Here is a 22,671-nt window from a genome sequence, read left to right as displayed (position 1 = left end):
GCGTCAGTGCGCTTTGGCGCTCAGGCTCGCGTAAATCGTCCGGACCCAGTCGTCGGGCTTGATGAAGCCGTTGCCCCATTGCGCGTCCCAAGGTGCGGTGGGCTTTGCGGCAATGACCTGCTCGACCGTTTTGCCGCCGGCCATGGCCTTTTCGACGGCAGCGATGCTCGCCACCAGCATATCGCGGTAGGCGGTCAGGCCAGCGCGGTCGGCGGCCTTGCCGTGGCCGGGAATGTAGCGTGTCGTCGCATTGCCGAGCGCCAGCGCCTTGTCGGCGGCGGTGACATCGCCGCGCACATCGCCGCCCGATGACAGGTCGACGAACGGGTAGCCGATGGCGAAGAAGGTGTCGCCCATGTGGATGACATTGGCGTGGACGAAATGGATGATGCTGTCGCCGTCGGTGTGCGCCGGGGGCACGTGAATGGCGCGGATGTCCTCGCCGTTGAGGTGGAGCGTCGTCGTGCTGTCGAACGTCACCACCGGCAGCGCGATCGCCGGCGACGCCTTCACGGTCGATTTCATCGCGGCGATGAACTGGTCGCTCGCCATGCGGGTTCGAACATTGTCCTGCGCAACGATGATGGCGCCGGCTGTCCCAAGGTTCTCGTTGCCGCCGGTGTGATCGCCGTGCCAGTGCGTGTTGATGACGAACTTGATCGGATGCGGCGACAGCTTTGCGGTCGCGGCAATGATCTTGGGGGTCAGCGGCGCGAACTGGTCATCGATGATGACGGTCGCATCGGCACCGGTCGAAACGCCGATATTGCCGCCGGCGCCGAACAGCACATGCACGCCGGGCGCGAGCGTTTCGGTGGTGATTTCGACCTTGTCGTAGTTGGTCTGGGCCGCCACCGGTAGCGCCACCGCGAGCGGCAGCAGCGCTGTCGCCATCATCCATCTATGCATGCAAACTCTCCCCTGTTTGACGGGGCGCAGCATCTGCCAGACGCGCGTGCCGGTCAACCTTCGACGTATGGACAAGCCAGCGTCTTGGGCGCAGTCTCCGCATCGGGCTCTCAACCCAAGACGGGGACTACACATGGATATCGCAGGAATGCTGGTGCAACTGGTTGCCGGCGCTGCCGCCGGCAATGGCGTGGGCAAGGTTGCGCCCGGGCTCAGCCTGGGCACCGCGGGCAACAGCATCGTCGGGGGGCTGGGCGGCATCATCGTCAGCCAGCTGCTGCCGATGTTGATGGGCAATACCGCGGTCGCCGGCACCGGGCTCGACATGGCGACGATCATCGCCGGCTTCATCAGCGGTGGTGTCGGCGGCGGTGTGACCAGCCTGATTGTCGGGCTGATCAAGTCGAAAATGGCAAAATAACTAAAAGGACGCGTTGCCGCTTCAGTAAGGCGCCCCCGGCCAGCGGCCGGTCGAGAAGCTGAACGCGGCGACGCCGTTCTGCCCGAGCGGCACCACGGTGCTGCCCCAGACCGCGCGCGCCCCGCCGGTGCCGATCATCATCCCGACGTTGCCATGCGGCTTGCCGTCATTGAGCGAGGTTTGCACCTGGCCGGCGGCAGGCAGCGGCGGCAATAGCGGTAACTGGCTGGCGTTGCGCGTCGCGGCGGCATCGAGCGTCGCCTCGATTTCGGCGGGGGAGAGGCGATAGACCTCGCCGCCCGCCGTCCCGTTGGCGGTTGCCGCATCGGGTACAGGAACCGTCTGTGCCAGCGCTGCGCTGGTACTCAAACAGAGCGCAATCAAGGGCAGGCGGTATGCCATGCCGCGACATTGTGCCACAGCAGATGAAGCGGGCATTAACCACACCGTCAACGGTCCACCGGGTCTAGGATGGTATCGCGCGCCACTGCGTTGGTCTGCGGATAGTCGAGCGTGAAATGCAGCCCGCGGCTTTCGTGGCGCGCCTGCGCCGAGCGCACGATCAGATCGGCGACCTGGACGAGGTTGCGCAGTTCGATCAGGTCGGCGGTGACGTGGAAATTGCTGTAATATTCGGCGATTTCCTTGCGCAGCAGCCGGACCCGGTGCGCAGCGCGCTCAAGCCGCTTGTCGGTGCGGACGATGCCGACATAGTCCCACATGAAGCGCCGCAGCTCGGCCCAGTTGTGGCTGACGACGACTTCTTCGTCGGAATCGGTGACGCGGCTTTCGTCCCAGGCGCGGATCGGCGGCGTCGCGCCGATGGCATCCCAGCTGGCAGCGATATCGTCGGCCACCGCGGCGCCGAACACCAGGCACTCAAGGATCGAGTTCGACGCCAGCCGGTTGGCGCCGTGCAGTCCCGATTGCGAGACTTCGCCGATCGCGTAGAGGCCGGGCAAGTCGGTGCGGCCGTTCAAATCCACCAGCACGCCGCCGCACGTATAGTGCGCCGCCGGCACCACCGGAATCGGCTGCTTCGTGCAGTCAATGCCGAGTTCGAGCAGCCGCGCATGGATCGTCGGGAAGTGGTGGATGACGAATTCGGGCGCCAGATGCGTCATGTCGAGCACGACGTTTTCGAGGCCGAGACGCTTCATTTCGGCATCGATGGCGCGCGCCACGACATCGCGCGGCGCCAGTTCGAGGCGCTCGTCATAGCGCGCCATGAAGCGCTCGCCGGCTGCGGCGGCCGCCGCCGGGGGCAGTCGCAGCTGGCCGCCCTCGCCGCGCATCGCCTCGGTGATCAGGAAGTTCTTGACCTCGGGGTGGTAGAGGCAGGTCGGGTGAAACTGGTTGAATTCCATGTTCGACACGCGGCAGCCGGCGCGCCACGCCATTGCGATGCCGTCGCCGGTCGAACCGTCGGGATTGGTTGAATATTGATAGACACGGCTAGCGCCCCCGGTCGCCAGCACCACCGCCTTGCCGATGAAGCGCTCCACAGCATGCGTATCGACATTGAACGCATAAACGCCGTGGCAGCGGCGTTCAGCGAAGCGCTGGCCCTCGACATTGCGTTCGGTGATCAGGTCGACCGCGACGCGCCCGGTGGCGATGGTGATGCGCGGGTGCGCCTGCGCGGCGCGTTCGAGCGCTTTCTGCACCGCCCAGCCGGTGGCGTCATCGACATGGACGATGCGGCGGTGGCTGTGTCCGCCTTCGCGCGTCAGGTGGAAGCGTTCGCTGACGGTCTCGCCGGGGTTGAACGGCACGCCGAGCGCTGCCAGCCGCTCGATGGCGGGCGCGGCATTTTCAACGACGAATTCGACAGTGGCGCGGTCGTTCAGGCCGCCACCGGCGACCATCGTGTCTTCGATATGGCTTTCGAACGTGTCGCCGGGCTCCAGCACGGCGGCGATGCCGCCCTGCGCCCAGCTCGTCGAGCCCGCCGACAATTCGCCCTTCGACAGCACCGCGACATTGAAGCGGTCGGCGAGGTTGAGCGCCGCGGTCAGCCCGGCCGCGCCCGAGCCGATGACGATGACGTCGAAGACCTGCGCTTCGGCGGCGGGTGGGCGCTTACGCATCGACAGCGTCGCGGCGCGTGAACGACAGGAACACGTCCTCGAGGTCGGGCTCCTGCGTCGAGACATCGACGATGCCGAGCCCGGCGTCGGCGAGCGCCGTCAGGATGGCGCCGACCTGGCTGTGGCGCTTGTCATAGCTGATGCTGAGCGTGCGCGGTCCGGCGAGCGTTGCAGCAAAGCCCGGCGGCACTTCGGTGAGTTCGCGGTCGACGGTGACGCGCAGGATCTTTTCCTGCGCCGTCGCCATCAGCGTGCTGGTCAGGTCGTTGGCGACGATCTGCCCGTTGTTGACGATGGCGATGCGGTCGCACAGCTCCTCGGCCTCTTCGAGATAGTGCGTGGTCAAAACGACGGTGGTGCCGCCGGCGTTGAGTTCGCGCACATAGTTCCACAGCTGCTGGCGCAGTTCGATATCGACACCGGCGGTGGGTTCATCGAGCACCAGCACCGGCGGGTTGTGCACCAGCGCCTTCGCCACCAGCAGGCGGCGCTTCATGCCGCCCGACAGCGTGCGCGAATAGACGTGCGCCTTGTCCTCAAGATGCACGGCGCGCAGCAGCTCCATCGTCCGGCGCTGCCTGGGCGGTACGCCGAACAGCCCGGCGTGGATTTCCAAGGTTTCAAACGGTGTGAAGAAGGCGTCGAACACCAGTTCCTGCGGGACGATGCCGATCGACGCCTTGGCGTTGCGCGGGTGTTCGTCGATGTCGAAGCCCCAGACGCTCGCCTGCCCGCCGGTCTTGTTGACCAGCCCGGCCAGGATGTTGATCATCGTCGACTTGCCGGCGCCGTTGGGGCCGAGCAGCCCGAACATGGAGCCGCGCGGAATTTCGAGGCTGACGCCGTCGAGCGCGCGCTTGCCGTTCGAATAGGTCTTTTCGAGACCGCGGAGAGAGATGGCGGATTGGCTCATGTCGCAAGGGCATAGTCGCCAGCGGCGCGCTTCGCAATCCGTCGGCACGTCGCAGATGACAGGCGCGCGACGCCTTGCTAGAACCGCCGCATGGTTACGATCCCGCCCCCCGAAGTGTTCTTCACCGACCACCGCCGCGTCCATTGCGACGGCGACGAAGGCGGCGTGCCCGGTCACCCGCGCGTGTTCCTGCAGATTGACGCCAGCGGCTATGTCGATTGCGGCTATTGCGACCGGCGCTTCATCCTGGCCGGCGGCCCCGCCGAAACCCGCCCCGGCATCGCGCCTGCCAAGGACGACGGCGGCCACTGAGCCGTCACCAGTAACCTGACATGATTTCGCGGGCCCAATCGGGTTCGCGCAGCTCCCCGCGTGGCGCGAATCCCTGCATCACCGGCTTGATATCGATGACCGGCGTGCCGTCGATGGCGTCGAGCCCGCGCACGTGAAGCGTGGTACCCTCGACCTTTTCGATGCGGCAAACCGACACGGCGAGGCGGTTGGGGCGGTTGCGGCCGCGCTGCGCGAAGATGCCGACCAGCGGCCAGTCGGGATTGCCGCGCGGCCGGCGCGCGCCAAAGGACACCTGCGATTCGGGCAACTTGTCAAACAGATAGACGATTTCGGCGTGGCTGAACGCGTCGAGGCCCTGCAGCGCCTCGGGCCCGAAGCGCGTCGTATCGAGTTCGATTCGCGCGGTGACACCGTCCCAGTCGTCATCGTCAGCGGGGATGCGGCCGCCGACAACCTGGCCCACGGGTAAAATCGTGAATGACATACATTCCCCCTTGGCGGATTCGTCCCTATATCGGGTACATGACCATCATTGATCCCGCCAACATCTTCTACCGCGACACCGGGCTCGATCCGGCGCGCACCGAACGCCTCGTCACGCAGGCCTTGAACGGCTGCGACGACGGCGAGCTCTATTTGCAGCACGCCGTATCCGAAAGTTTCGCGTTCGATGACGGGCGGCTGAAGGCGGCGACGTTCAATACCGAGCAAGGCTTCGGGCTGCGCGGCGTGGCGGGCGAAACTACTGCCTACGCCCACGCCAACGAACTGTCCGACGCGGCCATCCTGCGCGCTGCCGACACCATCAAGGTCGTGCGCTCCGGCCACGGCGGCAACGCCGCGCTCGACCGGCCGCCGAGCACCAACGCGCGGCTCTATACCGATGCCGACCCGCTGAGCGCGGTGCCGTTCGCGCAGAAGGTCGCGCTGCTGCAGAAAATCGATGCGGCGGCGCGCGCGCGCGACCCGCGTGTCGTGCAGGTTTCGGCCAGCCTGCTCGGGTCATGGAGCGTCGTCGAAATCGTCCGCGCCGACGGCCTGCGGGCGCGCGACATCCGGCCGCTGGTGCGCCTTAACGTGCAGATCGTCGCGCAGGTCGGCGACCGCCGCGAAACCGGCTTCCACGGTCTCGGCGGCCGCTACCTGTATGACGGACTGTTCGACGAGGCGACGTGGAACAAGGCGATCGACCTCGCGCTGGCGCAGGCGCTGGTCAACCTCGATGCCGTCGCCGCACCCGCAGGCGAAATGACCGTCGTGCTCGGGCCGGGTTGGCCGGGCATTTTGCTGCACGAAGCCATCGGCCATGGGCTCGAGGGCGATTTCAACCGCAAGGGCACCAGCGCCTTTGCCGGGCTGATCGGCCAGCGCGTCGCCGCACCCGGCGTCACCGTGGTCGATGACGGCACCATCGCCAACACGCGCGGCGCGCTGACCATCGATGACGAAGGCACGCCGACCAGCCGCACCGTGCTGATCGAGGATGGCATCTTGAAGGGCTATCTGCAGGACCGCATGAACGCCCGGCTGATGGGCGTCGCGCCGACGGGCAATGGCCGCCGCGAAAGCTTCGCGCACGCGCCGATGCCGCGCATGACCAACACGATGATGATGGGCGGCAACGAAGACCCCGGCGAAATCCTGCGCAGTGCCAAGTCGGGCATCTATGCCAAGAACTTCGGCGGCGGCCAGGTCGACATCACCAGCGGCAAGTTCGTCTTCACCTGCACCGAGGCCTACCGCATCGAAAACGGCAAGCTCGGCGCGCCGATCAAGGGGGCGACGCTGATCGGCAACGGCCCCGATGTGCTGACGCGCGTCAAGGCGATCGGCAATGATCCGATGCTCGACGAAGGCGTCGGCACCTGCGGCAAGGCCGGGCAATCGGTGCCCGTCGGCGTCGGCCAGCCGACCTTGCTGATCGAAGGGCTGACAGTAGGCGGCACGGCCGCGTGAAATAGCGACACAGGGGAGTCTGCGACATGAGCGAGTTTTTCGACCATATCACCGACAAATATGCGGCGTTCATCAAGAAGCAGCCGGTATTTTTCGTCGCCACCGTCGCCGGCGACTCTCGCATCAACCTCAGCCCGAAGGGCATGGATACCTTCCGTGTGCTCGGCCCCAACCGCGTCGCCTGGCTCGACTATGGCGGTTCAGGCAATGAAACCAACGCGCATTTGCTCGCCGATGGCCGCATCACCGTGATGTTCTGCGCGTTCGACCGCCCGGCGCTGATCTACCGCCTCTATGGCCGCGCGGTGCCGGTGCTGCCGCAGGACGCCGGCTGGGCGGCACTCGCCGAAAACTTCACCATCGAGCGGGGGGTGCGCCAGATTTTCGACATGACGGTTCAATCGGCACAGGATTCGTGCGGCTGGGCAGTGCCCGAAATGGAGCTCAAGGCCGAACGCGAGACGCTGCGCAAATATTACGTCAACGAAGAACCCGCCGAGCGGATGCGCAAATACGCCGAACGCGACCGCAGCATCGACGGGCTGCCGGTGCGTTCGCCGACCCTCCTGCCCTACAGCTGATGGACCTCGTCGAAGTCGACCGCGTCTTCGATTCGGTCGGTGCCGAAATCGTCCGTGGCTATCTGGCGTCGGCGGGAATCGAAGCGGTGCTGTTCGATGCCGGGCTGGCGTCATTGCTCGGCGGCGTTTCGGGCGTGCGCGTAATGGTGGCGCCCGACGATGAAGCGGCCGCCCGCGCGCTGCTTGCCGAAATCGCCCCGCCATGAAGCCGCTGCCGTGAAACTGGCACTGGCACTCGGCGGCGGCGCCGGGCTGGGCTGGGCCCACATCGGCGTGCTCCACGCGCTGGCGGCGCGCAACGTCGATATCGTCGCAGTGTCGGGCACCTCGATCGGCGCGCTGGCGGCGGTCTGCCTCGCGGCGCACCGCGTCAATGTGCTCGAGGAACTGGCGCGCTCGACCAATGTGCGGTCGATGATGCGCTTCCTCGATATCGATTTCGGGCGCAGCGCCTTGCTCGGCGGTCGCGCCGTCCAGCGCGAGCTGCGCCACCAGTTCGGCCATACCCGCCTCGAAGACCTGTTCATCCCGTGCGCGGTTGTCGCCGCCGATCTGGTGGCGGGCGAGGAGGTCGCGCTCACCCGCGGCGAGATTGTGCCGGCGGTGCGTGCCTCGATCGCCATTCCCGGCATCTTCCCGCCAGTGCGCCACGACGGCCGCTTGCTGGTCGATGGCGGCGTGATGACGCCGGTGCCGGTGCGCGCCGCACGCGCGCTGTCAAATGCGCCGGTGCTCGCGGTCAACCTGCAGGGCGATTATGCCAACCGCAGCGAGACCTGGCTGCGCCGCCAGCGCGCCGCGCGCCACGGCGGCCTGTCACCGACGCGCGTCGGCCGTGCCGGGCTGAGCCTGATCATGATGCACGTCGCCCGCCAGTCGCTGGCGCTCGACCCGCCCGATTTCGAACTGGCACCGCGCATCGGCCATATCGACGTCCGCAACTTCACCCGCGCCGACGAACTGATCGCGCTGGGGGCGGCCAGCGTCGAAGAGAATTGGGAGATGATTGCGCGGATTGGGGGTCGTTGAAGGCGGACGAAAGGGCCTCCGGCGGGTAGGCCTGAGGCCTGCACCCGATTGTTGGTTTGCGTCTGGAATGGGGAGGCAAGACGACTGGCCGGATTTTGGAGAACGACACGGGTAAGCTGCACTAGTTTAACCGCTGAAGCCGTATTCTTGCTTCATTTCGTCGTCGCTGATCCAGCGCAATGCGGGAGGCCCGCCTGCATGCAACTCGGCTTGCGGATATGTTAGTTCCCAATATCGGCCGTCGGCGGGATCGCGGAAAAGCCGTCTCCACCCTCCTGCCTGTGGATGGTCTTGAACGACATCGAGAATCTCGGTGAGGTAATCAATGCGTTCGCATACTGCGTCGCCTTGGACGTCGCCGTCCAAGGCTATCCACTTACCCGTCAATTCGATTTCGTGTGGGAGAAGTGGATCCATCATCTAAATCTACACACGGCCAGAAGATCCACAAAGCGGAGGGTTTCGGGCATGGTGATTTTCTCTAGTTTGTGACAATTTTGGGGGTCGTTTGCAGAACGGCAGCTAAAGCCCACCCTCGACCCATCCCTTGCAGGGAGGGGAGCAGGAAGTGCGTGGCACGAAATGAATCGGGTGCAGGCCTCAGGCCTGCCCGCCGGAGGACCTTAAACCTCGCCATATTCGCCTAATTTTTAGGCTGCCCTGCCGCACCGCACAATAAACAGGCACGGCGGATGACCGAATCGCGGCGGAATCGCAGCTTCTGCTGCGGTGCAGCGAAATGGCACGGTTCGTGCATCGCTCTTCACAGCCAAGGCCTGTTTCGGGCCGGGAATGGCTTGGACAGAGGAGGGACGCGGGCCATGAAGCTCATCATTGCCATCATCAAGCCCTTCAAGCTCGAACAGGTGCGTGAGGCGCTGGCGAGTGCGGGGGCAACGGGTATGACCGTTTCCGAGGTCAAGGGGTTCGGCCGTCAAAAGGGCCAGACCGAAATCTATCGTGGCGCCGAATACACCACCAACATGGTGCCCAAGCTGAAGATCGAGATTGTTGTCGCGGACGATATTGCGCCCGCGATTGTCGAGACGATCCAGCAAACCGCGCACACCGGCACCATCGGTGACGGCAAGATCTTCACCGTCGATGTCGCCTCCGCCGTCCGCATCCGGACCGGCGAAACCAACGACACCGCATTGTAAGGGGTGGCAAACATGAAAACCGAATTGAGTGATTACATGCCGGGGCGCACCGCGCTGCTGGCATTGTTGGGGGTCGGCGCGCTCGCGCTGGCCGGCCCGGCCTTTGCGCAGGAAGCCGCAGCTGCGGTTGCGGCCGCCGCACCGCCGGCGCCGCCGGTGCCCGACAAGGGCGATACCGCCTGGATGCTGACTTCGACGGCGCTGGTGCTGTTGATGACGGTCCCGGGCCTCGCGCTGTTCTACGGCGGGTTGGTCCGCACCAAGAACATGCTGAGCATTCTGACGCAGGTCTTCATGATCGTCTGCGTCGTCGCGCTGCTGTGGGTGTGCTACGGCTACAGCCTGGCGTTCACCGGTGGTTCGCCGTTCATCGGCGGGCTGAGCAAAGCCTTCCTCAAGGGCGTGACGATCTCCTCGAACGCCGCGACCTTCTCGAACGGCGTCTACATCCCTGAGTTCGTCTACATCGCCTTCCAGATGACCTTCGCCTGCATCACGCCGGCGCTGATCGTCGGGGCGTTTGCCGAACGCATGAAGTTTTCGGCGGTCATCGTCTTCGTCGTCGCCTGGGTGACGGTGGTCTATTTCCCCATCGCACACATGGTCTGGTACTGGGCTGGCCCGGACTTCCTCAAGGACGCACCGACCGACTACGGCTATCTGTGGGGCATGGGCGCGCTTGATTTCGCCGGCGGCACCGTCGTCCACATCAACGCGGGTATTGCCGGCCTGGTGGGCTGCATCATGGTCGGCCAGCGTATCGGCCACGGCAAGGAACCGATGCCGCCGCACAGCCTGGTCATGACGATGATCGGCGCCTCGCTGCTGTGGGTGGGTTGGTTTGGTTTCAACGCCGGTTCGAACCTCGAATCGAACGGCCTGACCGCACTCGCCATGATGAACACCTTCACCGCCACTGCCGGCGCCGCCGTGTCGTGGATGCTGGTTGAACAGGTGCTGCGCGGCAAGCCGTCGCTGCTCGGTGGTGTCACCGGTGCAGTTGCCGGTCTGGTCGCCATCACGCCTGCCAGCGGTTTCGCCACGCCGATGACGTCGATCGTGCTCGGCCTGCTGGTGTCGCCGATCTGCTACTTCTTCTGCTCGACGGTGAAGCACAAGTTCAACTACGACGACGCGCTCGACGTGTTCGGCGTCCACTGCGTCGGCGGCATCTTCGGTGCACTCGGCACGGCGGTCGTCGCGGCACCGGCACTCGGTGGTCAGGGCTTCCTCGACTACACCGTCATTCCGGCGGTTGCGGGCACCTATGACATGGGCGCACAGTTCATCACCCAGCTCAAGGCGGTTGGCGTGACGCTGGTGTGGTCGGGTGTCATCTCGGCTGTGCTGTACTTCATCATCGACAAGACCATCGGGCTGCGTCCGACCGTCGAGGAAGAGCGCGAAGGCCTCGACCTCACCGAACACGGCGAACGCGCCTACAACTATTGAGCCAAGCGCCGGTGCGCCCACGGGCGCACCGGCCAGGCTCCACAAGTTCCTCCCCAAGGAAAACCAACTGGCCGGGCATTGATTTGCCCGGCCATTTTTTTGCGCGTCGCGGGCGTCGGGACTCACCCTCCCGACTCATGCTATGCTTTGCGGACAGCCTTGGGAGAGCATGATGATCCGTCTTGGCCTCGCCGTCGCAACCGCGTTGATGCTTGCATCCAGCGCCATTGCGCAAACCCCCGCCAATATTACCGCCGCGGTCACCAGCCCGCAGCGACCCGCCAGCGACACCGAACGCGACGCGGCCCGCAAGCCCGGCGTGATGCTCGATTTCTCGCGCGTCAAACCCGGCGACCATGTCGCCGACCTGATCCCCGGCCATGGCTATTTCACGCGGCTGTTCGCCGTCGCGGTCAAGCCCGGCGGCAAGGTCATCGCCATCGTGCCGCCCGAAGCCGCCAAGCGCGATGCCGAAGGCGCCGCGATGATCGCGGCGATTGCCGCCGATCCGGCCTACGGCGATGTCACCGTAGTCGACGGCGTCGGCAGTTCGGCACTCGGCAAGGTCGATGTGTTCTGGACCGCGCAGAACTACCACGACCTGCACAATGCGCTGTCGGTCGACCAGGTCATCGAAGTCAACGAAACCATCTTCAAGGCAGTCAAGCCCGGCGGCTACTACGTCATCGTCGACCATGCCGCCGCACCAGGCAGCGGGCTCAGCGCCGCGAACGCCTTGCACCGCATCGACCCCGAAACCGTCAAAGGCGAAGTCGAGGCGGCGGGCTTCATCCTCGACGGCGAAAGCAGCGCACTCGCCAACCCCGCCGACCCGCATACCGCCAACGTCTTCGACCCGTCGATCCGCGGCAAGACTGACCAGTTCATGCTGCGGTTCAAGAAGCCGAAGTAGGGCAGGCAAAGAGCCTCCGGCGGGCAGGCCTGAGGCCTGCACCCGATTGTTTGGGACGGTGCAAAACCAAGCAAAGCCCCGCTGTGATACACAGCCCAAATATATGGGTGCAGGCCTCAGGCCTGCCCGCCGGAGGCTCTTCGCTACTCTGCTGCCTGCGCCTGCGCCTGTTCCTGCTCCCACGCCGCGCGAATGACATCGGCGGTGTCGCGGCTGCCGTCGGGGGTCCAGCCGGGCGGGCCGGCGATGTACATCCAGCGCGCTTTCCAGCTTGGTGCGTGCCAGACGTCCTTGGCGATGCCGACCCATTCGTGGGTGGCGGTCCATAGCGGGTTGAACGTCGGCAGGTTCTTGACGATGCCGTAGCGCACCGGCTCGTCGTCATGTTCAGGCTCGAACGTCCCGAGCCAGCGGTCCCAGACGATGAACACCCCGGCATAGTTGCGGTCGAGATATCGCGGGTTGGTGCCGTGGTGGACGCGATGGTGCGACGGCGTGTTGAGCCATGCTTCCAGCCCCCACGGCAGCCGCTTGACGACTTCGGTGTGGATCCAGAACTGATAGACGAGGTTGAGCGCGGCGCAGAAGAACACCAGCGCCGGCGGGAAGCCGATCAGGAACAGCGGCAAGCGGAAGATGAAGCCGAGGCTGATGAACCCCGTCCACGTCTGCCGCAGTGCCGTCGACAGGTTATAGTGCTGGCTCGAGTGGTGGATGACATGGCTCGCCCAGAACCAGCGGATGCGGTGCGCGGTGCGGTGGAAGACGTAGTAGGCGAAGTCATCGAGGACGAAGCACAGGATGCCGCTCCACCAGGCGATTGGAATATCGAACAACCGGTGCTGCCAGAACCAGAACGCCAGCCCTGCCACGATGCCGGCACTGAGCAGGCCGGCGAGCGTGCTGCCCATGCCCATCGTTAGTGACGTCGCGCTGTCGCGCCAGTCATAGGCACCGCGGGCGCCGCGTTTGACCGCCACCATCTCGATGATGATCAGCAGGATGAAGAACGGCACGGCGATCTGGACGGGATCGGGGAACTTCATGGCTTGGCCTCCAGCCGCGCCGCCCAGCCGGCAGCGTCGGTCGCCAGTTTCAATTGCACCGGCGCGAAAAGCGGTTCGTCGAGCGCGACGGTCAGCGTGTCGCCGCTGCGCGTCACACGCGCGCCATTGGCAACGCGGACAATCCAGCGGTCGCCATGCGGCCGCACCAGCGCGACACGGCCGTCGCGGCCGGCGACCAGCGCGGCGCGCGCATCGGCACCAATCGCCGCCTGTTCGGCATGGAAGGCGACCAACGCGTCATGCGCGATGGTGCGCGCCTCGTCGGGGCCGGTCAGCACCGGCTGCGTGTTGAATCCCAGCCAGCGCGCCAGCACCACCAGCAGCGCGATCCCCGCGCCGGGCAGCACGACCAGCGTCAGCCAGTTCAAGCTTTGCCGCCGAGTTGTGCCATCGCGCCCGCCAGCCCGCTGACATCATAGCCGGCGGCGGCGGCGGTCGCAGTGATGTCGGCAATCGAACCGCCCTGGCTGGCGCTGGCGAGCGACCACAAATTGGTCGACCGCGTACCCGAGCGGCAGAACGCCAGCGTCTTGCCGGCGCCGAGTGCATCGGCCATCGCCGCGACCATCGGCTGCGAAAAGCCGCGCGCATCGACGGGAATCGCCACATAGCGCAGCCCGGCGGCTTCGGCTGCGGCGCGGATGGCGTCGCCCGCCGGCTGGTCAGCGGACTCGCCATCGGGGCGGTTGTTGACGATGCAGACGAAGCCCTGTGCCGCGGCGGTGGCGACATCGGCGACTTCGATCTGCGGCGAAACCGCGACGGCGGGGGTGAGTTGCTTGAACATAGGCATACCTTATCGCGGGTGCGACGTTGCTGTCACCCTCCGAACGCTCGGCCCGCCTTGTGCGGTGCGCGCGGACATGGTCAAACAGGCTTTGTTCGCAAGGGGGCGTGCGCGTGAGCAACATTACCGAGCCGGTGACGCTGCCCGATTCCTCGGTGCGCGCATCGCGCGACCTGTTCGGCCAGCCGCGCGGGTTGACGTGGATTTCGCTGACCACCTTCTGGGAAGCATTCGCGCTCTACGGTACGCAGGCGCTGATGGTGCTCTACATGGTCGACGAGCTGCTGCTGTCGGGGCATGTCGAGAACATCGCCGGCTTCGCGCCGTTCCGCGCCGGCGTCGAAAGCATCACCGGGCCGCTGAGCACGCAGGCGCTGGCCGCGCAGATCTTCGGGCTGTTCGCGGGACTGGCACGCTTCACCCCGGTGTTCGGCGGGCTGATCGGCGACCGCTGGCTCGGGCGCAAATATACTATCGCAATTGGCGCGCTGTTGATGACCGCGGGCAATTTCGCGATGGCGACCGAGCGGCTGTTCCTGCTCGCGGTGCTGCTGATGATCCTCGGCGCCGGGTGCATGGCGGTCAATCTGCAGTCGCAGGTCGGCGGGCTGTACATGCAGGGCGACCGCCGCCGCGATGACGGGTTTCAAATCTACTACCTGCTACTCAACCTCGGCGCATTCTTTGCCCCCATCCTGAGCGGCTGGATCGGTCAGCAGTGGAACTGGCACGCGGCATTCGCCAGCGCCGGCTTTGCGATGCTGATCGGGCTGGTCATCTATGTGCTCGGCATGCGCGACATGCCTGCCGATCCGCCGCGCCGGACACAGGCCGCCCCCGCAGCAAAGCTGACCGCAGCCGAACGCCGCTCGGTGCTGATCCTGCTGGCGCTGGTGCCGCTGATGGCGCTGTTCTGGGTGGCGCAGTCGCAGGTCTGGAACGTCTATAATCTGTGGGTGCGCGACCATGTGAACCTGAGCATTTACGGCTGGTCGATGCCGGTCCCGTGGCTGCAGGCGCTCGATGCGCTGGCGCCGGCAATCCTGGTGCCGCCGGTGCTGGCGCTGTGGCGCTGGCAGGCCGCCCGTGGCGCCGAACCCAGCGACATCGGCAAGATGGCCATCGGCTGTGCGATCTTCGGGGTGGGCACGCTGTGGTTGGCGGCGGCAAGCTGGGTGTTCGGCGACGTGGCCCGCGTGCCACTGTTGTGGGCCGTCGCCTTCCACTTCCTGTCGAACGCCGGCTGGGTGTTCTTTGTGCCGATTGCCGTCGCGCTGTTCGCCCGCGCCGCCCCCGCCAAGGTCAATGCGATGATGCTCGGCATCAATTCGATGTCGGTGTTTGTCGGCAGCACTATCAGCGGCCGCATCGGTGGCTTCTATGAAACCATGACGCCGGCCAATTTCTGGCTGCTGCACACCGCGATCATCGGCGCGGGTGCGGTCATCTTCGCACTGCTCGACCGGCCGCTGCGGCGCGCGCTGGCGCGCTAACGCGATCCACCCGCCAGCCAGGCTGCGCATTCAGGCCCGAGTTCGGCGACGGCGCGCGCTTCGTATGCCGCCGATTCAGCGTCGCTCAGCGTGTCGTGCCATCGACCGTTGACGCCCTTGTTGATGAACACCTCGGCGCCGGCATCCCAGAATGCGCCACCGAGCGGCACGCTTTTGGTGGCATTGGCCTTCATCCAGTCGAACGAGCAATATTCGACAATCTTCGGCCAGCGCGCCGCGTCGATTGGAATATCAAGGAACGCTGCAATACGGCGCATTTCGCCGGGCATGTCGCGCTTCAAATCCTCGAAATGGATCAGCTTGACGTTGGGCAGGTCGCGGATGGCCCACCAGCTGCGGATATTCTCCCAGAACGGCCAGAATGGGTGGCCGTCGCGGTCGATCCAGTCGCGCCAGTATTGCCGGATATCGGTCGGCGGCGGCTCGATCGGCGGCCCGACGCGGCCCGGCGTGTTGTTGAGCGCGTCATACCAGGTGGCGTTGGCGTTGAAGTGATGGTTGTACATGCTCCACACGACGTCGCGGCCATCGCGCCCGATGTAGAGGTATTTGGCGCGCGGGCTGAACACCAATGCATCGACCGGCAGATGCGTCTTGATGAAGCGCCGGTGCGTCTGCGCCTCGACCATCGGCAGCTTCACGGCCTTAGGTGGCACGCGCAGGTCGAGCCACGGCGACATGTCGGCAACCGCCAGTTCGGGATCGCCGCCAAACAGCATTTGCGCGACGATCTGCTGGACCCAGGTCGTGCCTGACTTTGCGTAGGTCGATATGATGATGTCATCGTCGCGGAACTGCAGATCGTTCCAGATCGTCGAATCGAAATGATGGCTGTGCAGCTCGCGCGTTTTGACCGGCAGACCGGATGCGTCTCCCATGACTCCCCCCCGTTTGTCGCTCCCTATTTGGGTAGCGGAATGAATTCGGTTTCGCCGGGTACCGGGGCAAAGCGCCCGGCTTCCCAGTCGGCCTTGGCTTGTTCGATGCGCTCGGGGCTGCTCGCCACGAAGTTCCAGAAGATCAGCCGCTCGCCGTCCATCGGTGCGCCGCCGAGCAGCATGACATGGCTGTCGACTTGCGCCGTCAGCACCGTATCAGCACCAGGTTCAAGTACCGCCAGCGTGCGTTCGCCGACCGCCACGCCATCGGCCGTCACCGCCCCCGCCACGACATAGACGCCGCGTTCCTGCCAGTCGGCGGGCAGCGTCAGCGTGGCACCGGCGTCGATCCAGGCCTCGATATAGATAATTGGATGCGGAAAACTTACCGGCGAGGTCGCACCGAACGTGCTGCCGGCGATGATGCGCAGCTCGATGCCGGGCAGCTCGACTTCGGGCAGGCTGGCGGCCGGGTGATGGACGAACGCCGGTACGTCCTCGGCATGGTCGCGCGGCAGCGCCACCCAGCTCTGGATGCCGTGTGCGCGGTGGCCGGCCGCGCGCAGGCCGTCGGGCGAACGCTCCGAATGGACGATGCCGCGGCCCGCGGTCATCCAGTTGACCGCACCGGGTTCGATATCGATGACGGTGCCGAGGCTGTCACGGTGCGTGAATGCGCCCTCGAACAGATAAGTTACCGTCGCCAGCCCGATGTGCGGATGCGGGCGCACGTCGATGCCTGCGCCGGGCGCGAAATCGGCGGGCCCCATGTGATCGAAGAAGATGAACGGCCCGACCATGTGAAAGCCCGGTGCCGGCAGCAACCGCGCCACGGTAAAGCCGCCCAGATCGCGCGGGCGACCGTCAATCGTTTTGAGAATCGGCATCGGAAACCTCCGCCCCTGAATCGGATTGCCGCGAGTTTATAGCTTCGCCGCATAGGCGTCGAGTGCGGCCCCATAGCCCGATGTGCCACGTCGCAATGCTTCGGCGTGTGGCAGTGTCCGCACCGCTGCGGCCAAGTTGCTGACCAGTGCTGCGGGCAGCGCCGCTAGCGGTTCGCGGTAAATACCGATGGTGAACACCGCCGCGCCCGTTTGGGGTAATCGCCGCAGTGCCTGCCGCTCGCAGCGGAGCCACAGCGTCTCGCCGGCATTTTCGGCGGTGACATGGCCGAAGCGCTGCGCCGCCGGTAGCGCGGGCAGGTAGCGCAGCGTATCGGTCTCGACGATGTTCCAGTTGGCGCGGGTCAGCATGCGCGCCGGCGTCAGCGTATCGAATACATGGTCGACGCCCGCTGCGAGCTTCGCGGCAAACCCCGGCACCGGCGCATGGATGCCCGCCAGCGGCTGGCCGATCTTCTCGTGCAAATGCCAGTCGGTCGGATACGCCAGCGCCCCGGCGGTGAAGATGTGCAGCCCATCGGCGCCGCGTTCGAGGATGCAGACATCTTCGAACAATGCGCATGCCGCGTCGCGCAGCGTCAGCCCTGCCGCGCCGACCAGCGCCGCGAGTTCTGCAGCCGCCGCATGGCCGGGGATTTCGTGCAGCGCCTCAGGATGCGCGGCGAACACCGACGCCTTGCCCGCTGCCCGCGCCGCAAGTTCCGGCCCGGTGTCACGCCACAGCGCCGGTTCGAGCGGCCGCAGCCCAAGCTTGGCTGCGCCATGACCATTCTTCAGCGGCGCAATCGCGGCGACGTTGAAACCGGTCATGGTGTCAGTGCTGTCAGGCGGCCAGTTCTTCGCCCTTGGGCGGCATGTTATGGCCGAGCAGGCGCAGCACGTCGGCGGCGCATTCGACGACGTTCGAGCCCGGGCCGTAGATGCCCTGGACGCCGGCGTCGCGCAGGAAGTCATAGTCCTGCGGCGGGATGACGCCACCGGCGATGACCTTGATGTCGGGACGGCCGGCGGCTTTGAGGCCGCGGATGAGTTCGGGGATCAGTGTCTTGTGGCCGGCAGCAAGGCTGGAGGCACCCACCACGTCGACATTGGCTTCGAGCGCCAGCACCACCGTTTCTTCGGGTGTCTGGAACAGCGGGCCGGGGACGACGTCAAAGCCGAGATCGGCGAATGCGGAGGCGATGACATTGGCCCCGCGGTCGTGGCCGTCCTGGCCCATTTTGGCGACGAGGATCTTCGGCGCATGGCCGAGGCGGCGGGTGACGGCTTCGACGCCGGCGACGACCTGCGCCCAGCGCGCGTCACCGTCGTAGGGCGCCGCATAGACGCCCTTCACCGGCGTCGGGGTCGTGCCGTAGCGGCCGAACACTTCCTCCATCGCGGCCGAGATTTCGCCGAGCGTGGCGCGGGCGCGGGCCGCATCGACGGCGAGATCGAGCAAGTTTCCATTGCCACGGGCGCCTTCGGTCAGTGCCGCGAGGGCGGCCTGGCAGGCGGCATCGTCGCGCGTCGCGCGCAGCTTGGCGAGGCGCGCCACCTGGCCTTCGCGGACCTTGGCGTTGTCGACTTCGAGCGTTTCGAGACGGTCTTCGCTCGCCAGCCGGTACTTGTTGACGCCGACGATGACGTCGTCACCGCGGTCGACGCGGGCCTGGCGGCCAGCGGCGGCTTCCTCGATCATCGCCTTGGGCCAGCCATTGGCAACCGCCTTGGCCATGCCGCCGTCGGCTTCGACGCGCGCGATGATTTCCCACGCCTTTTCAACCAGTTCATTGGTCAGCGCTTCGATGTAGTAGCTGCCGCCGAGCGGGTCGACGACCTTGGTCATCCCGGTCTCTTCCTGGATGACGATCTGCGTGTTGCGCGCGATGCGCGCCGAATTGTCGGTAGGCAGCGCGATGGCTTCATCGAGCGCGTTGGTGTGCAGCGACTGGGTGCCGCCGAGCATCGCCGCCATGGCCTCGATCGTCGTGCGGATGACGTTGTTGTACGGGTCCTGCTCGGTCAGCGACACGCCCGACGTCTGGCAATGCGTGCGCAGCATCTTCGAGCGTTCATCCTTGGCGCCGAGGTTGGTCATCACGCGGTGCCACAGCACGCGCGCGGCACGCAGCTTGGCGATTTCCATGAAAAAGTTCATGCCGATGGCGAAAAAGAAGCTCAGCCGCCCGGCGAACTTGTCGATGTCGAGGCCCGATGCGACGCCGTATTTCACATATTCCTGGCCGTCGGCGATGGTGAACGCCAGCTCCTGGACCTGCGTCGCGCCGGCTTCCTGCATGTGGTAGCCCGAAATCGAGATGCTGTTGAACTTGGGCATCTCGCGGCTGGTGTAGCCGAAAATGTCCGAAATGATCCGCATGCTTGGTTCGGGCGGGTAGATGTAGGTGTTGCGGACCATGAACTCCTTCAAAATGTCGTTCTGGATGGTGCCGTCGAGCAGCTTGCGGTCGACGCCCTGCTCCTCGCCCGCGACGATGAAGAACGCCAGGATCGGGATGACCGCGCCGTTCATCGTCATGCTGACCGACATCTGGTCGAGCGGGATGCCGTCGAACAGGATCTTCATGTCCTCGACGCTGTCGATCGCCACGCCGGCCTTGCCGACATCGCCGACAACGCGCGGATGGTCGCTGTCATAGCCGCGGTGCGTCGCCAGATCGAACGCCACCGACAGGCCCTTTTGCCCGGCCGCGAGGTTGCGGCGGTAGAAGGCGTTCGACTCCTCGGCGGTCGAAAAGCCCGCGTACTGCCGGATCGTCCACGGCCGGCCGGCGTACATAGTCGCCTTGACGCCGCGGGTGAACGGCGCGAACCCCGGCAGCCCGGGATCGGTGCCCGCCACGTCATCGGCGGTGTAGAGCGGCTTGATATCGATGCCCTCGGGCGTATGCCATGTCAGGTCGGCGTCTTTGACTTCCTTGGCGGCGGCGGCGGCCCAGTCGGCGTGCGTCTTGTCGGTCATCATGCGTCTCCTGCTGCGCCGCTATAAGCGCACCCGGCTAACCCGCGTCAACGCTTGAGGTGCGGCTATTGCGCCGCCTGAACGGTTTCGGCGCGTTCGACGGCGCCGCTCGCGACTTCGAGCAAGCGCTTTTCGAGCGCCTTGAGGCGCGGGCCGTTGTCGATTTTTTCGCCGGTGAGGTCGGTGATGTAGAAGGTGTCGGTGGCGCGTTCGCCGTAGGTTGCGATGTGCGCCGAATGGATCGTCACGCGCGCGTTGAAGAAGGTGTTGGTCAGCGAATAGAGCAGCGCCGGCCGGTCGAGCGCGCTGACTTCGACGACGGTGTAGCGGTTCGACGCGCGGTTATCCATGAGCACATTGGGTTCGACCTTGAACACATCGGCGCGGCGGCGCGCCAGTGGTCGTGCCGCCAGCTTGTCGGCGAGCCGGACCTTGCCGGTCAGCACATCCTCGATCGTGCGCTTCAAGCGCGCCAGCTGCGTCGGTTCATTGAACGGCCGGTCGAGCGGGTCGGCGACGACGAAATTGTCGAGCGCCATGCCGTCGCGCGTCGTGTGGATGCGCGCGTCGAGAATGTTGGCGCCGCCCAGCGAGATCGCCCCGGCGATGCGGTAGAACAGTCCCGGATGGTCGCTGGCATAGACGCTGACCAGCGTCGTCCCCGAGGCTTCGTCGACATGCGTGGCAATCGACAGTGGCTGCTTGCTGGTATCGGCGGCCTCGACCAGCTGCGCGTTGCGCAACAGGGCATCGGCAGGTTCGGCCACCCAATAGGGATCGGCATGGCGCTTGGCATAGGCGGCGAACTTGGTCTGCGGCCAGCGCAGCTCGGTGGCGAGCGCCGCCTGCTTGGCAGCGATGCGTTCGCTGCGACCGGTTTGCTTGTGCCCGAGCCGCAGCACCTCCTCGGCACCTTCGTACAGGTCACCGAGCAACTGGCCTTTCCAGGCATTCCAGATACCGGGGCCAACGGCGCGGATATCGACGACCGTCAGAATGAGCAGTAGCCGCAGACGTTCGGGCGAAGCGACGACTTCGACGAAATCAAGGATGGTCTTGAAGTCCGACAGGTCGCGTTTGAACGCCGTCGACGACATCAGCAGGTGGTAGCGCACCAGCCAGGCGACGGTTTCGGTTTCGGCGGGTGTCAGCCCGAGCCGCGGGCACAGCTTGAGCGCGATTTCAGCGCCGATTTCGCTGTGGTCGCCGCCGCGGCCCTTGGCGATATCGTGGAGCAGTACCGCAACATAGAGCACGCGCCGCGACACCAGCTGGCGGATAATGGCGGTCGACAGCGGGTGATCCGATTTGAGCTTGCCGGCTTCGATCAGCGCCAGCAGGCCGATGGCCCGAATGGTGTGCTCGTCCACCGTATAGTGGTGGTACATATCATACTGCATCTGCGCCACGACGCGGCCGAAATCGGGAATGAAGCGCCCGAAGACGCCCGCCTCGCTCATCCAGCGCAGCACCGTTTCAGGTCGATTCTTGCTGGTCAGCACCGACAGGAACAGCGCGTTGGCCCGAGGGTCCTGGCGGACTTTCTCGTTGACCAGATTGGCATCGCGGCCGGCCTGGCGCATCGCCAGCGGGTGAATGTCGAGGTTTTCGCTGTCGGCGAGTGCGAACATTTCGATCAGCCGTACCGGGTCTTCGTGGAAGAAGCGGTCATTCGGCACGCCGATGCGGCCGCGGCGCAGCGTGAAACCGTGGAGCTTCTTGGGTTTGCGGGTGATCGTCGGCAGCCACGCAGCGCGGCCGAAGCTTTCATCCAAGTGCGCGAGGAACAGTCCGGTCAAGTCACCGACCTGACGTGCCACCAGAAAGTAGTGGCGCATGAAGCGTTCGACCGCCGACATGCCGCCGCGCTCGGCATAGCGCATGCGCACCGCGAGCTCGCGCTGGACGTCGAACGTCAGCCGTTCTTCGGCGCGGCCGGCGATATCGTGGAGGTTGCAACGCACCGCCCACAGGAAATTTTCGGCCTTGAGGAACTGGCGCAGCTCGGGCGCGGTGAGCAGTCCCTTGTCGACCAGCTCGTTCACCGACTGCACCTGATAGGCGTATTTGCCGATCCAGAACAAAGTGTGGAGGTCGCGCAGGCCGCCCTTGCCCTCCTTCAAATTGGGTTCGACGACGTAGCGGCTGTCGCCCATGCGCTGGTGGCGGGTGTCGCGTTCGGCGAGTTTGTCGGCGATGAAGGCGCGTGCGGTGCCCGCCACGACTTCCTTGCGGAAGCGCGCCGAGGCTTCGTCGTACAGCGGCTGGTCGCCCCAGACGTAGCGCGATTCAAGCAACGCGGTGCGGATCGTGAGGTCGGATTTCGCCATGCGGATCATGTCATCGACCGAGCGCGTCGAATGGCCGACCTTGAGACCGAGGTCCCAGAGCAGATAGAGCATCGTTTCGATGACCTGCTCGCCCCAAGCGGTCTGTTTCCACGGCGTCAGGAACATCACGTCGATGTCCGAAAACGGCGCCATTTCGCCGCGCCCATAGCCGCCGACCGCGATCAGCGTGATGCGTTCGGAGGCGGTGCGATTGGTGACCGGATAGAGTGCGGTGATGGTGAAATCGAAAATCAGCCGCAGCATCTGGTCGGTCAGGAAGGCATAGCCGGCGGCCGCTTCGAGCCCGCGCGACGGATGTTCGAGCAACCGTCGCTGCAGTTCGGCGCGCCCCGCGACCATCGCCGCCTTGACCAGTGCGGCAGCGGCGTCACGCCGGGCTTCGACGCGGTCGTGCTTTTCGGCAATTTCCGCTAGTGCTTCGCTGACGACGCGCCGATCGATGATGGCACGCCGGTTGACGAGCGAGTTGAAGCGCCAAGACATGCA

Annotated in this window: 24 protein-coding genes; 10 read left to right on the top strand and 14 right to left on the bottom strand. The window is 65.6% G+C overall.

The genetic code is table 11. From position 1 onward, the window contains the following. Window positions 1–3 precede the first annotated feature (3 nt). Window positions 4–909 carry an MBL fold metallo-hydrolase gene (locus EUV02_RS15250; protein WP_135247168.1) on the bottom strand — a complete coding sequence of 302 codons (906 nt, stop codon included), beginning with the start codon at window positions 907–909 and terminating at the stop codon, window positions 4–6. 133 nt (window positions 910–1,042) lie between these two features. On the opposite strand from EUV02_RS15250, the gene EUV02_RS15245 reads away from it, so the two are divergent. Continuing rightward, entirely contained in the window at window positions 1,043–1,330 is a 288-nt protein-coding gene (locus EUV02_RS15245; RefSeq protein ID WP_135247167.1) for a hypothetical protein, read from the top strand. 21 nt (window positions 1,331–1,351) lie between these two features. Here EUV02_RS15245 and EUV02_RS15240 read toward each other — a convergent pair whose 3' ends face one another. From EUV02_RS15240 to EUV02_RS15230, 3 genes are all read right to left on the bottom strand, one after another. Continuing rightward, window positions 1,352–1,699, bottom strand: a complete 348-nt coding sequence (locus EUV02_RS15240) for a hypothetical protein (RefSeq protein WP_135247166.1) — start codon at window positions 1,697–1,699, stop codon at window positions 1,352–1,354. Between the two features lie 80 nt (window positions 1,700–1,779). Continuing rightward, window positions 1,780–3,420, bottom strand: a complete 1,641-nt coding sequence (gene nadB, locus EUV02_RS15235) for an L-aspartate oxidase (RefSeq protein ID WP_135247165.1) — start codon at window positions 3,418–3,420, stop codon at window positions 1,780–1,782. Then, complete coding sequence (locus EUV02_RS15230) at window positions 3,413–4,333, bottom strand: ABC transporter ATP-binding protein (RefSeq protein ID WP_135247164.1); 921 nt, start codon at window positions 4,331–4,333, stop codon at window positions 3,413–3,415. Before EUV02_RS15230 ends, nadB begins: the two co-directional genes overlap by 8 nt. 90 nt (window positions 4,334–4,423) lie before the next feature. Here EUV02_RS15230 and EUV02_RS15225 point away from each other — a divergent pair, with 90 nt between their 5' ends. Continuing rightward, a complete protein-coding gene (locus EUV02_RS15225; RefSeq protein WP_135247163.1) occupies window positions 4,424–4,645 on the top strand; it encodes a zinc-finger domain-containing protein in 222 nt (73 codons plus the stop codon). A gap of 4 nt (window positions 4,646–4,649) precedes the next feature. Here the strand turns inward: EUV02_RS15225 and EUV02_RS15220 are convergent, their stop codons facing one another. After that, window positions 4,650–5,111, bottom strand: a complete 462-nt coding sequence (locus EUV02_RS15220; RefSeq protein WP_135247162.1) for an SAM-dependent methyltransferase — start codon at window positions 5,109–5,111, stop codon at window positions 4,650–4,652. A gap of 38 nt (window positions 5,112–5,149) precedes the next feature. On the opposite strand from EUV02_RS15220, the gene tldD reads away from it, so the two are divergent. Genes tldD through EUV02_RS15200 form a run of 4 tightly spaced genes read left to right on the top strand, consistent with a single transcriptional unit; the run spans window position 5,150 to window position 8,193 of the window. Next, window positions 5,150–6,583, top strand: a complete 1,434-nt coding sequence (gene tldD, locus EUV02_RS15215; RefSeq protein WP_135247161.1) for a metalloprotease TldD — start codon at window positions 5,150–5,152, stop codon at window positions 6,581–6,583. A gap of 26 nt (window positions 6,584–6,609) precedes the next feature. Next, on the top strand, window positions 6,610–7,164 hold the full coding sequence (locus EUV02_RS15210) for a pyridoxamine 5'-phosphate oxidase family protein (RefSeq protein ID WP_135247160.1): 555 nt from the start codon (window positions 6,610–6,612) through the stop codon (window positions 7,162–7,164). Next, complete coding sequence (locus EUV02_RS15205; protein ID WP_135247159.1) at window positions 7,164–7,370, top strand: putative signal transducing protein; 207 nt, start codon at window positions 7,164–7,166, stop codon at window positions 7,368–7,370. The genes EUV02_RS15210 and EUV02_RS15205 overlap by 1 nt, the downstream gene beginning before the upstream one ends. Before the next feature lie 10 nt (window positions 7,371–7,380). After that, window positions 7,381–8,193 carry a patatin-like phospholipase family protein gene (locus EUV02_RS15200; RefSeq protein WP_135247158.1) on the top strand — a complete coding sequence of 271 codons (813 nt, stop codon included), beginning with the start codon at window positions 7,381–7,383 and terminating at the stop codon, window positions 8,191–8,193. Between the two features lie 126 nt (window positions 8,194–8,319). On the opposite strand, the gene EUV02_RS15195 is transcribed toward EUV02_RS15200, so the two are convergent. Continuing rightward, window positions 8,320–8,613 carry an Imm27 family immunity protein gene (locus EUV02_RS15195; protein ID WP_135247157.1) on the bottom strand — a complete coding sequence of 98 codons (294 nt, stop codon included), beginning with the start codon at window positions 8,611–8,613 and terminating at the stop codon, window positions 8,320–8,322. Window positions 8,614–9,014: 401 nt separating this feature from the next. Between EUV02_RS15195 and EUV02_RS15190 the strand changes: the two genes are divergently transcribed. From EUV02_RS15190 to EUV02_RS15180, 3 genes are all read left to right on the top strand, one after another. Continuing rightward, window positions 9,015–9,353 carry a P-II family nitrogen regulator gene (locus tag EUV02_RS15190; protein WP_135247156.1) on the top strand — a complete coding sequence of 113 codons (339 nt, stop codon included), beginning with the start codon at window positions 9,015–9,017 and terminating at the stop codon, window positions 9,351–9,353. A gap of 12 nt (window positions 9,354–9,365) precedes the next feature. Next, window positions 9,366–10,805 (top strand): ammonium transporter, encoded by a 1,440-nt coding sequence (locus EUV02_RS15185; RefSeq protein WP_424022200.1) that lies wholly within the window; start codon window positions 9,366–9,368, stop codon window positions 10,803–10,805. A 169-nt stretch (window positions 10,806–10,974) separates the two neighbouring features. Beyond that, window positions 10,975–11,718 carry a class I SAM-dependent methyltransferase gene (locus EUV02_RS15180; RefSeq protein WP_207790212.1) on the top strand — a complete coding sequence of 248 codons (744 nt, stop codon included), beginning with the start codon at window positions 10,975–10,977 and terminating at the stop codon, window positions 11,716–11,718. 143 nt (window positions 11,719–11,861) lie between these two features. Here EUV02_RS15180 and EUV02_RS15175 read toward each other — a convergent pair whose 3' ends face one another. The 3 genes from EUV02_RS15175 to EUV02_RS15165 are packed head-to-tail and all read right to left on the bottom strand — an operon-like array spanning window position 11,862 to window position 13,572. Beyond that, a complete protein-coding gene (locus EUV02_RS15175; protein ID WP_135247155.1) occupies window positions 11,862–12,764 on the bottom strand; it encodes a sterol desaturase family protein in 903 nt (300 codons plus the stop codon). Continuing rightward, window positions 12,761–13,153, bottom strand: coding sequence for a hypothetical protein (locus tag EUV02_RS15170; RefSeq protein ID WP_135247154.1), 393 nt, complete (start codon window positions 13,151–13,153; stop codon window positions 12,761–12,763). The genes EUV02_RS15175 and EUV02_RS15170 overlap by 4 nt, the downstream gene beginning before the upstream one ends. Beyond that, window positions 13,150–13,572, bottom strand: a complete 423-nt coding sequence (locus tag EUV02_RS15165) for a protein tyrosine phosphatase family protein (RefSeq protein ID WP_135247153.1) — start codon at window positions 13,570–13,572, stop codon at window positions 13,150–13,152. Before EUV02_RS15165 ends, EUV02_RS15170 begins: the two co-directional genes overlap by 4 nt. A gap of 113 nt (window positions 13,573–13,685) precedes the next feature. Between EUV02_RS15165 and EUV02_RS15160 the strand changes: the two genes are divergently transcribed. Beyond that, window positions 13,686–15,065, top strand: a complete 1,380-nt coding sequence (locus EUV02_RS15160; RefSeq protein WP_243445941.1) for a peptide MFS transporter — start codon at window positions 13,686–13,688, stop codon at window positions 15,063–15,065. Here EUV02_RS15160 and EUV02_RS15155 read toward each other — a convergent pair. The 5 genes from EUV02_RS15155 to EUV02_RS15135 form a co-directional block, all read right to left on the bottom strand. Continuing rightward, window positions 15,062–15,964: a sulfotransferase domain-containing protein gene (locus tag EUV02_RS15155; RefSeq protein WP_135247152.1), complete on the bottom strand. Its 903-nt coding sequence runs from the start codon at window positions 15,962–15,964 to the stop codon at window positions 15,062–15,064. The genes EUV02_RS15160 and EUV02_RS15155 overlap by 4 nt on opposite strands. Window positions 15,965–15,987: 23 nt before the next feature. Further along, entirely contained in the window at window positions 15,988–16,851 is an 864-nt protein-coding gene (locus EUV02_RS15150; RefSeq protein ID WP_135247151.1) for a pirin family protein, read from the bottom strand. 36 nt (window positions 16,852–16,887) lie between these two features. Further along, window positions 16,888–17,679 carry a heme-dependent oxidative N-demethylase family protein gene (locus EUV02_RS15145; protein WP_135247150.1) on the bottom strand — a complete coding sequence of 264 codons (792 nt, stop codon included), beginning with the start codon at window positions 17,677–17,679 and terminating at the stop codon, window positions 16,888–16,890. Between the two features lie 13 nt (window positions 17,680–17,692). Next, entirely contained in the window at window positions 17,693–19,834 is a 2,142-nt protein-coding gene (gene scpA / locus EUV02_RS15140; RefSeq protein ID WP_135247149.1) for a methylmalonyl-CoA mutase, read from the bottom strand. A 65-nt stretch (window positions 19,835–19,899) separates the two neighbouring features. After that, window positions 19,900–22,668 (bottom strand): [protein-PII] uridylyltransferase, encoded by a 2,769-nt coding sequence (locus EUV02_RS15135; RefSeq protein WP_135247148.1) that lies wholly within the window; start codon window positions 22,666–22,668, stop codon window positions 19,900–19,902. Between the last annotated feature and the right edge of the window lie 3 nt (window positions 22,669–22,671).

This window comes from Glacieibacterium arshaanense (assembly GCF_004681125.1).
In the GTDB taxonomy this organism is placed as follows: domain Bacteria; phylum Pseudomonadota; class Alphaproteobacteria; order Sphingomonadales; family Sphingomonadaceae; genus Polymorphobacter_A; species Polymorphobacter_A arshaanense.
Note: the sequence above shows the minus strand (reverse complement) of the source record. Positions and strands in the feature narration are given on the sequence as shown.

What these genes read in the sequence shown, in the direction of transcription:
- EUV02_RS15250 (WP_135247168.1), bottom strand. Translation starts at nt 909, where the DNA reads ATGCATAGATGGATGATGGCGACAGCGCTGCTGCCGCTCGCGGTGGCG.
- EUV02_RS15245 (WP_135247167.1), top strand. Translation starts at nt 1,043, where the DNA reads ATGGATATCGCAGGAATGCTGGTGCAACTGGTTGCCGGCGCTGCCGCC.
- nadB (WP_135247165.1), bottom strand. Translation starts at nt 3,420, where the DNA reads ATGCGTAAGCGCCCACCCGCCGCCGAAGCGCAGGTCTTCGACGTCATC.
- EUV02_RS15230 (WP_135247164.1), bottom strand. Translation starts at nt 4,333, where the DNA reads ATGAGCCAATCCGCCATCTCTCTCCGCGGTCTCGAAAAGACCTATTCG.
- EUV02_RS15225 (WP_135247163.1), top strand. Translation starts at nt 4,424, where the DNA reads ATGGTTACGATCCCGCCCCCCGAAGTGTTCTTCACCGACCACCGCCGC.
- EUV02_RS15220 (WP_135247162.1), bottom strand. Translation starts at nt 5,111, where the DNA reads ATGTCATTCACGATTTTACCCGTGGGCCAGGTTGTCGGCGGCCGCATC.
- tldD (WP_135247161.1), top strand. Translation starts at nt 5,150, where the DNA reads ATGACCATCATTGATCCCGCCAACATCTTCTACCGCGACACCGGGCTC.
- EUV02_RS15210 (WP_135247160.1), top strand. Translation starts at nt 6,610, where the DNA reads ATGAGCGAGTTTTTCGACCATATCACCGACAAATATGCGGCGTTCATC.
- EUV02_RS15205 (WP_135247159.1), top strand. Translation starts at nt 7,164, where the DNA reads ATGGACCTCGTCGAAGTCGACCGCGTCTTCGATTCGGTCGGTGCCGAA.
- EUV02_RS15195 (WP_135247157.1), bottom strand. Translation starts at nt 8,613, where the DNA reads ATGATGGATCCACTTCTCCCACACGAAATCGAATTGACGGGTAAGTGG.
- EUV02_RS15190 (WP_135247156.1), top strand. Translation starts at nt 9,015, where the DNA reads ATGAAGCTCATCATTGCCATCATCAAGCCCTTCAAGCTCGAACAGGTG.
- EUV02_RS15185 (WP_424022200.1), top strand. Translation starts at nt 9,366, where the DNA reads ATGAAAACCGAATTGAGTGATTACATGCCGGGGCGCACCGCGCTGCTG.
- EUV02_RS15180 (WP_207790212.1), top strand. Translation starts at nt 10,975, where the DNA reads ATGATGATCCGTCTTGGCCTCGCCGTCGCAACCGCGTTGATGCTTGCA.
- EUV02_RS15175 (WP_135247155.1), bottom strand. Translation starts at nt 12,764, where the DNA reads ATGAAGTTCCCCGATCCCGTCCAGATCGCCGTGCCGTTCTTCATCCTG.
- EUV02_RS15165 (WP_135247153.1), bottom strand. Translation starts at nt 13,572, where the DNA reads ATGTTCAAGCAACTCACCCCCGCCGTCGCGGTTTCGCCGCAGATCGAA.
- EUV02_RS15155 (WP_135247152.1), bottom strand. Translation starts at nt 15,964, where the DNA reads ATGGGAGACGCATCCGGTCTGCCGGTCAAAACGCGCGAGCTGCACAGC.
- EUV02_RS15150 (WP_135247151.1), bottom strand. Translation starts at nt 16,851, where the DNA reads ATGCCGATTCTCAAAACGATTGACGGTCGCCCGCGCGATCTGGGCGGC.
- EUV02_RS15145 (WP_135247150.1), bottom strand. Translation starts at nt 17,679, where the DNA reads ATGACCGGTTTCAACGTCGCCGCGATTGCGCCGCTGAAGAATGGTCAT.
- scpA (WP_135247149.1), bottom strand. Translation starts at nt 19,834, where the DNA reads ATGACCGACAAGACGCACGCCGACTGGGCCGCCGCCGCCGCCAAGGAA.
- EUV02_RS15135 (WP_135247148.1), bottom strand. Translation starts at nt 22,668, where the DNA reads ATGTCTTGGCGCTTCAACTCGCTCGTCAACCGGCGTGCCATCATCGAT.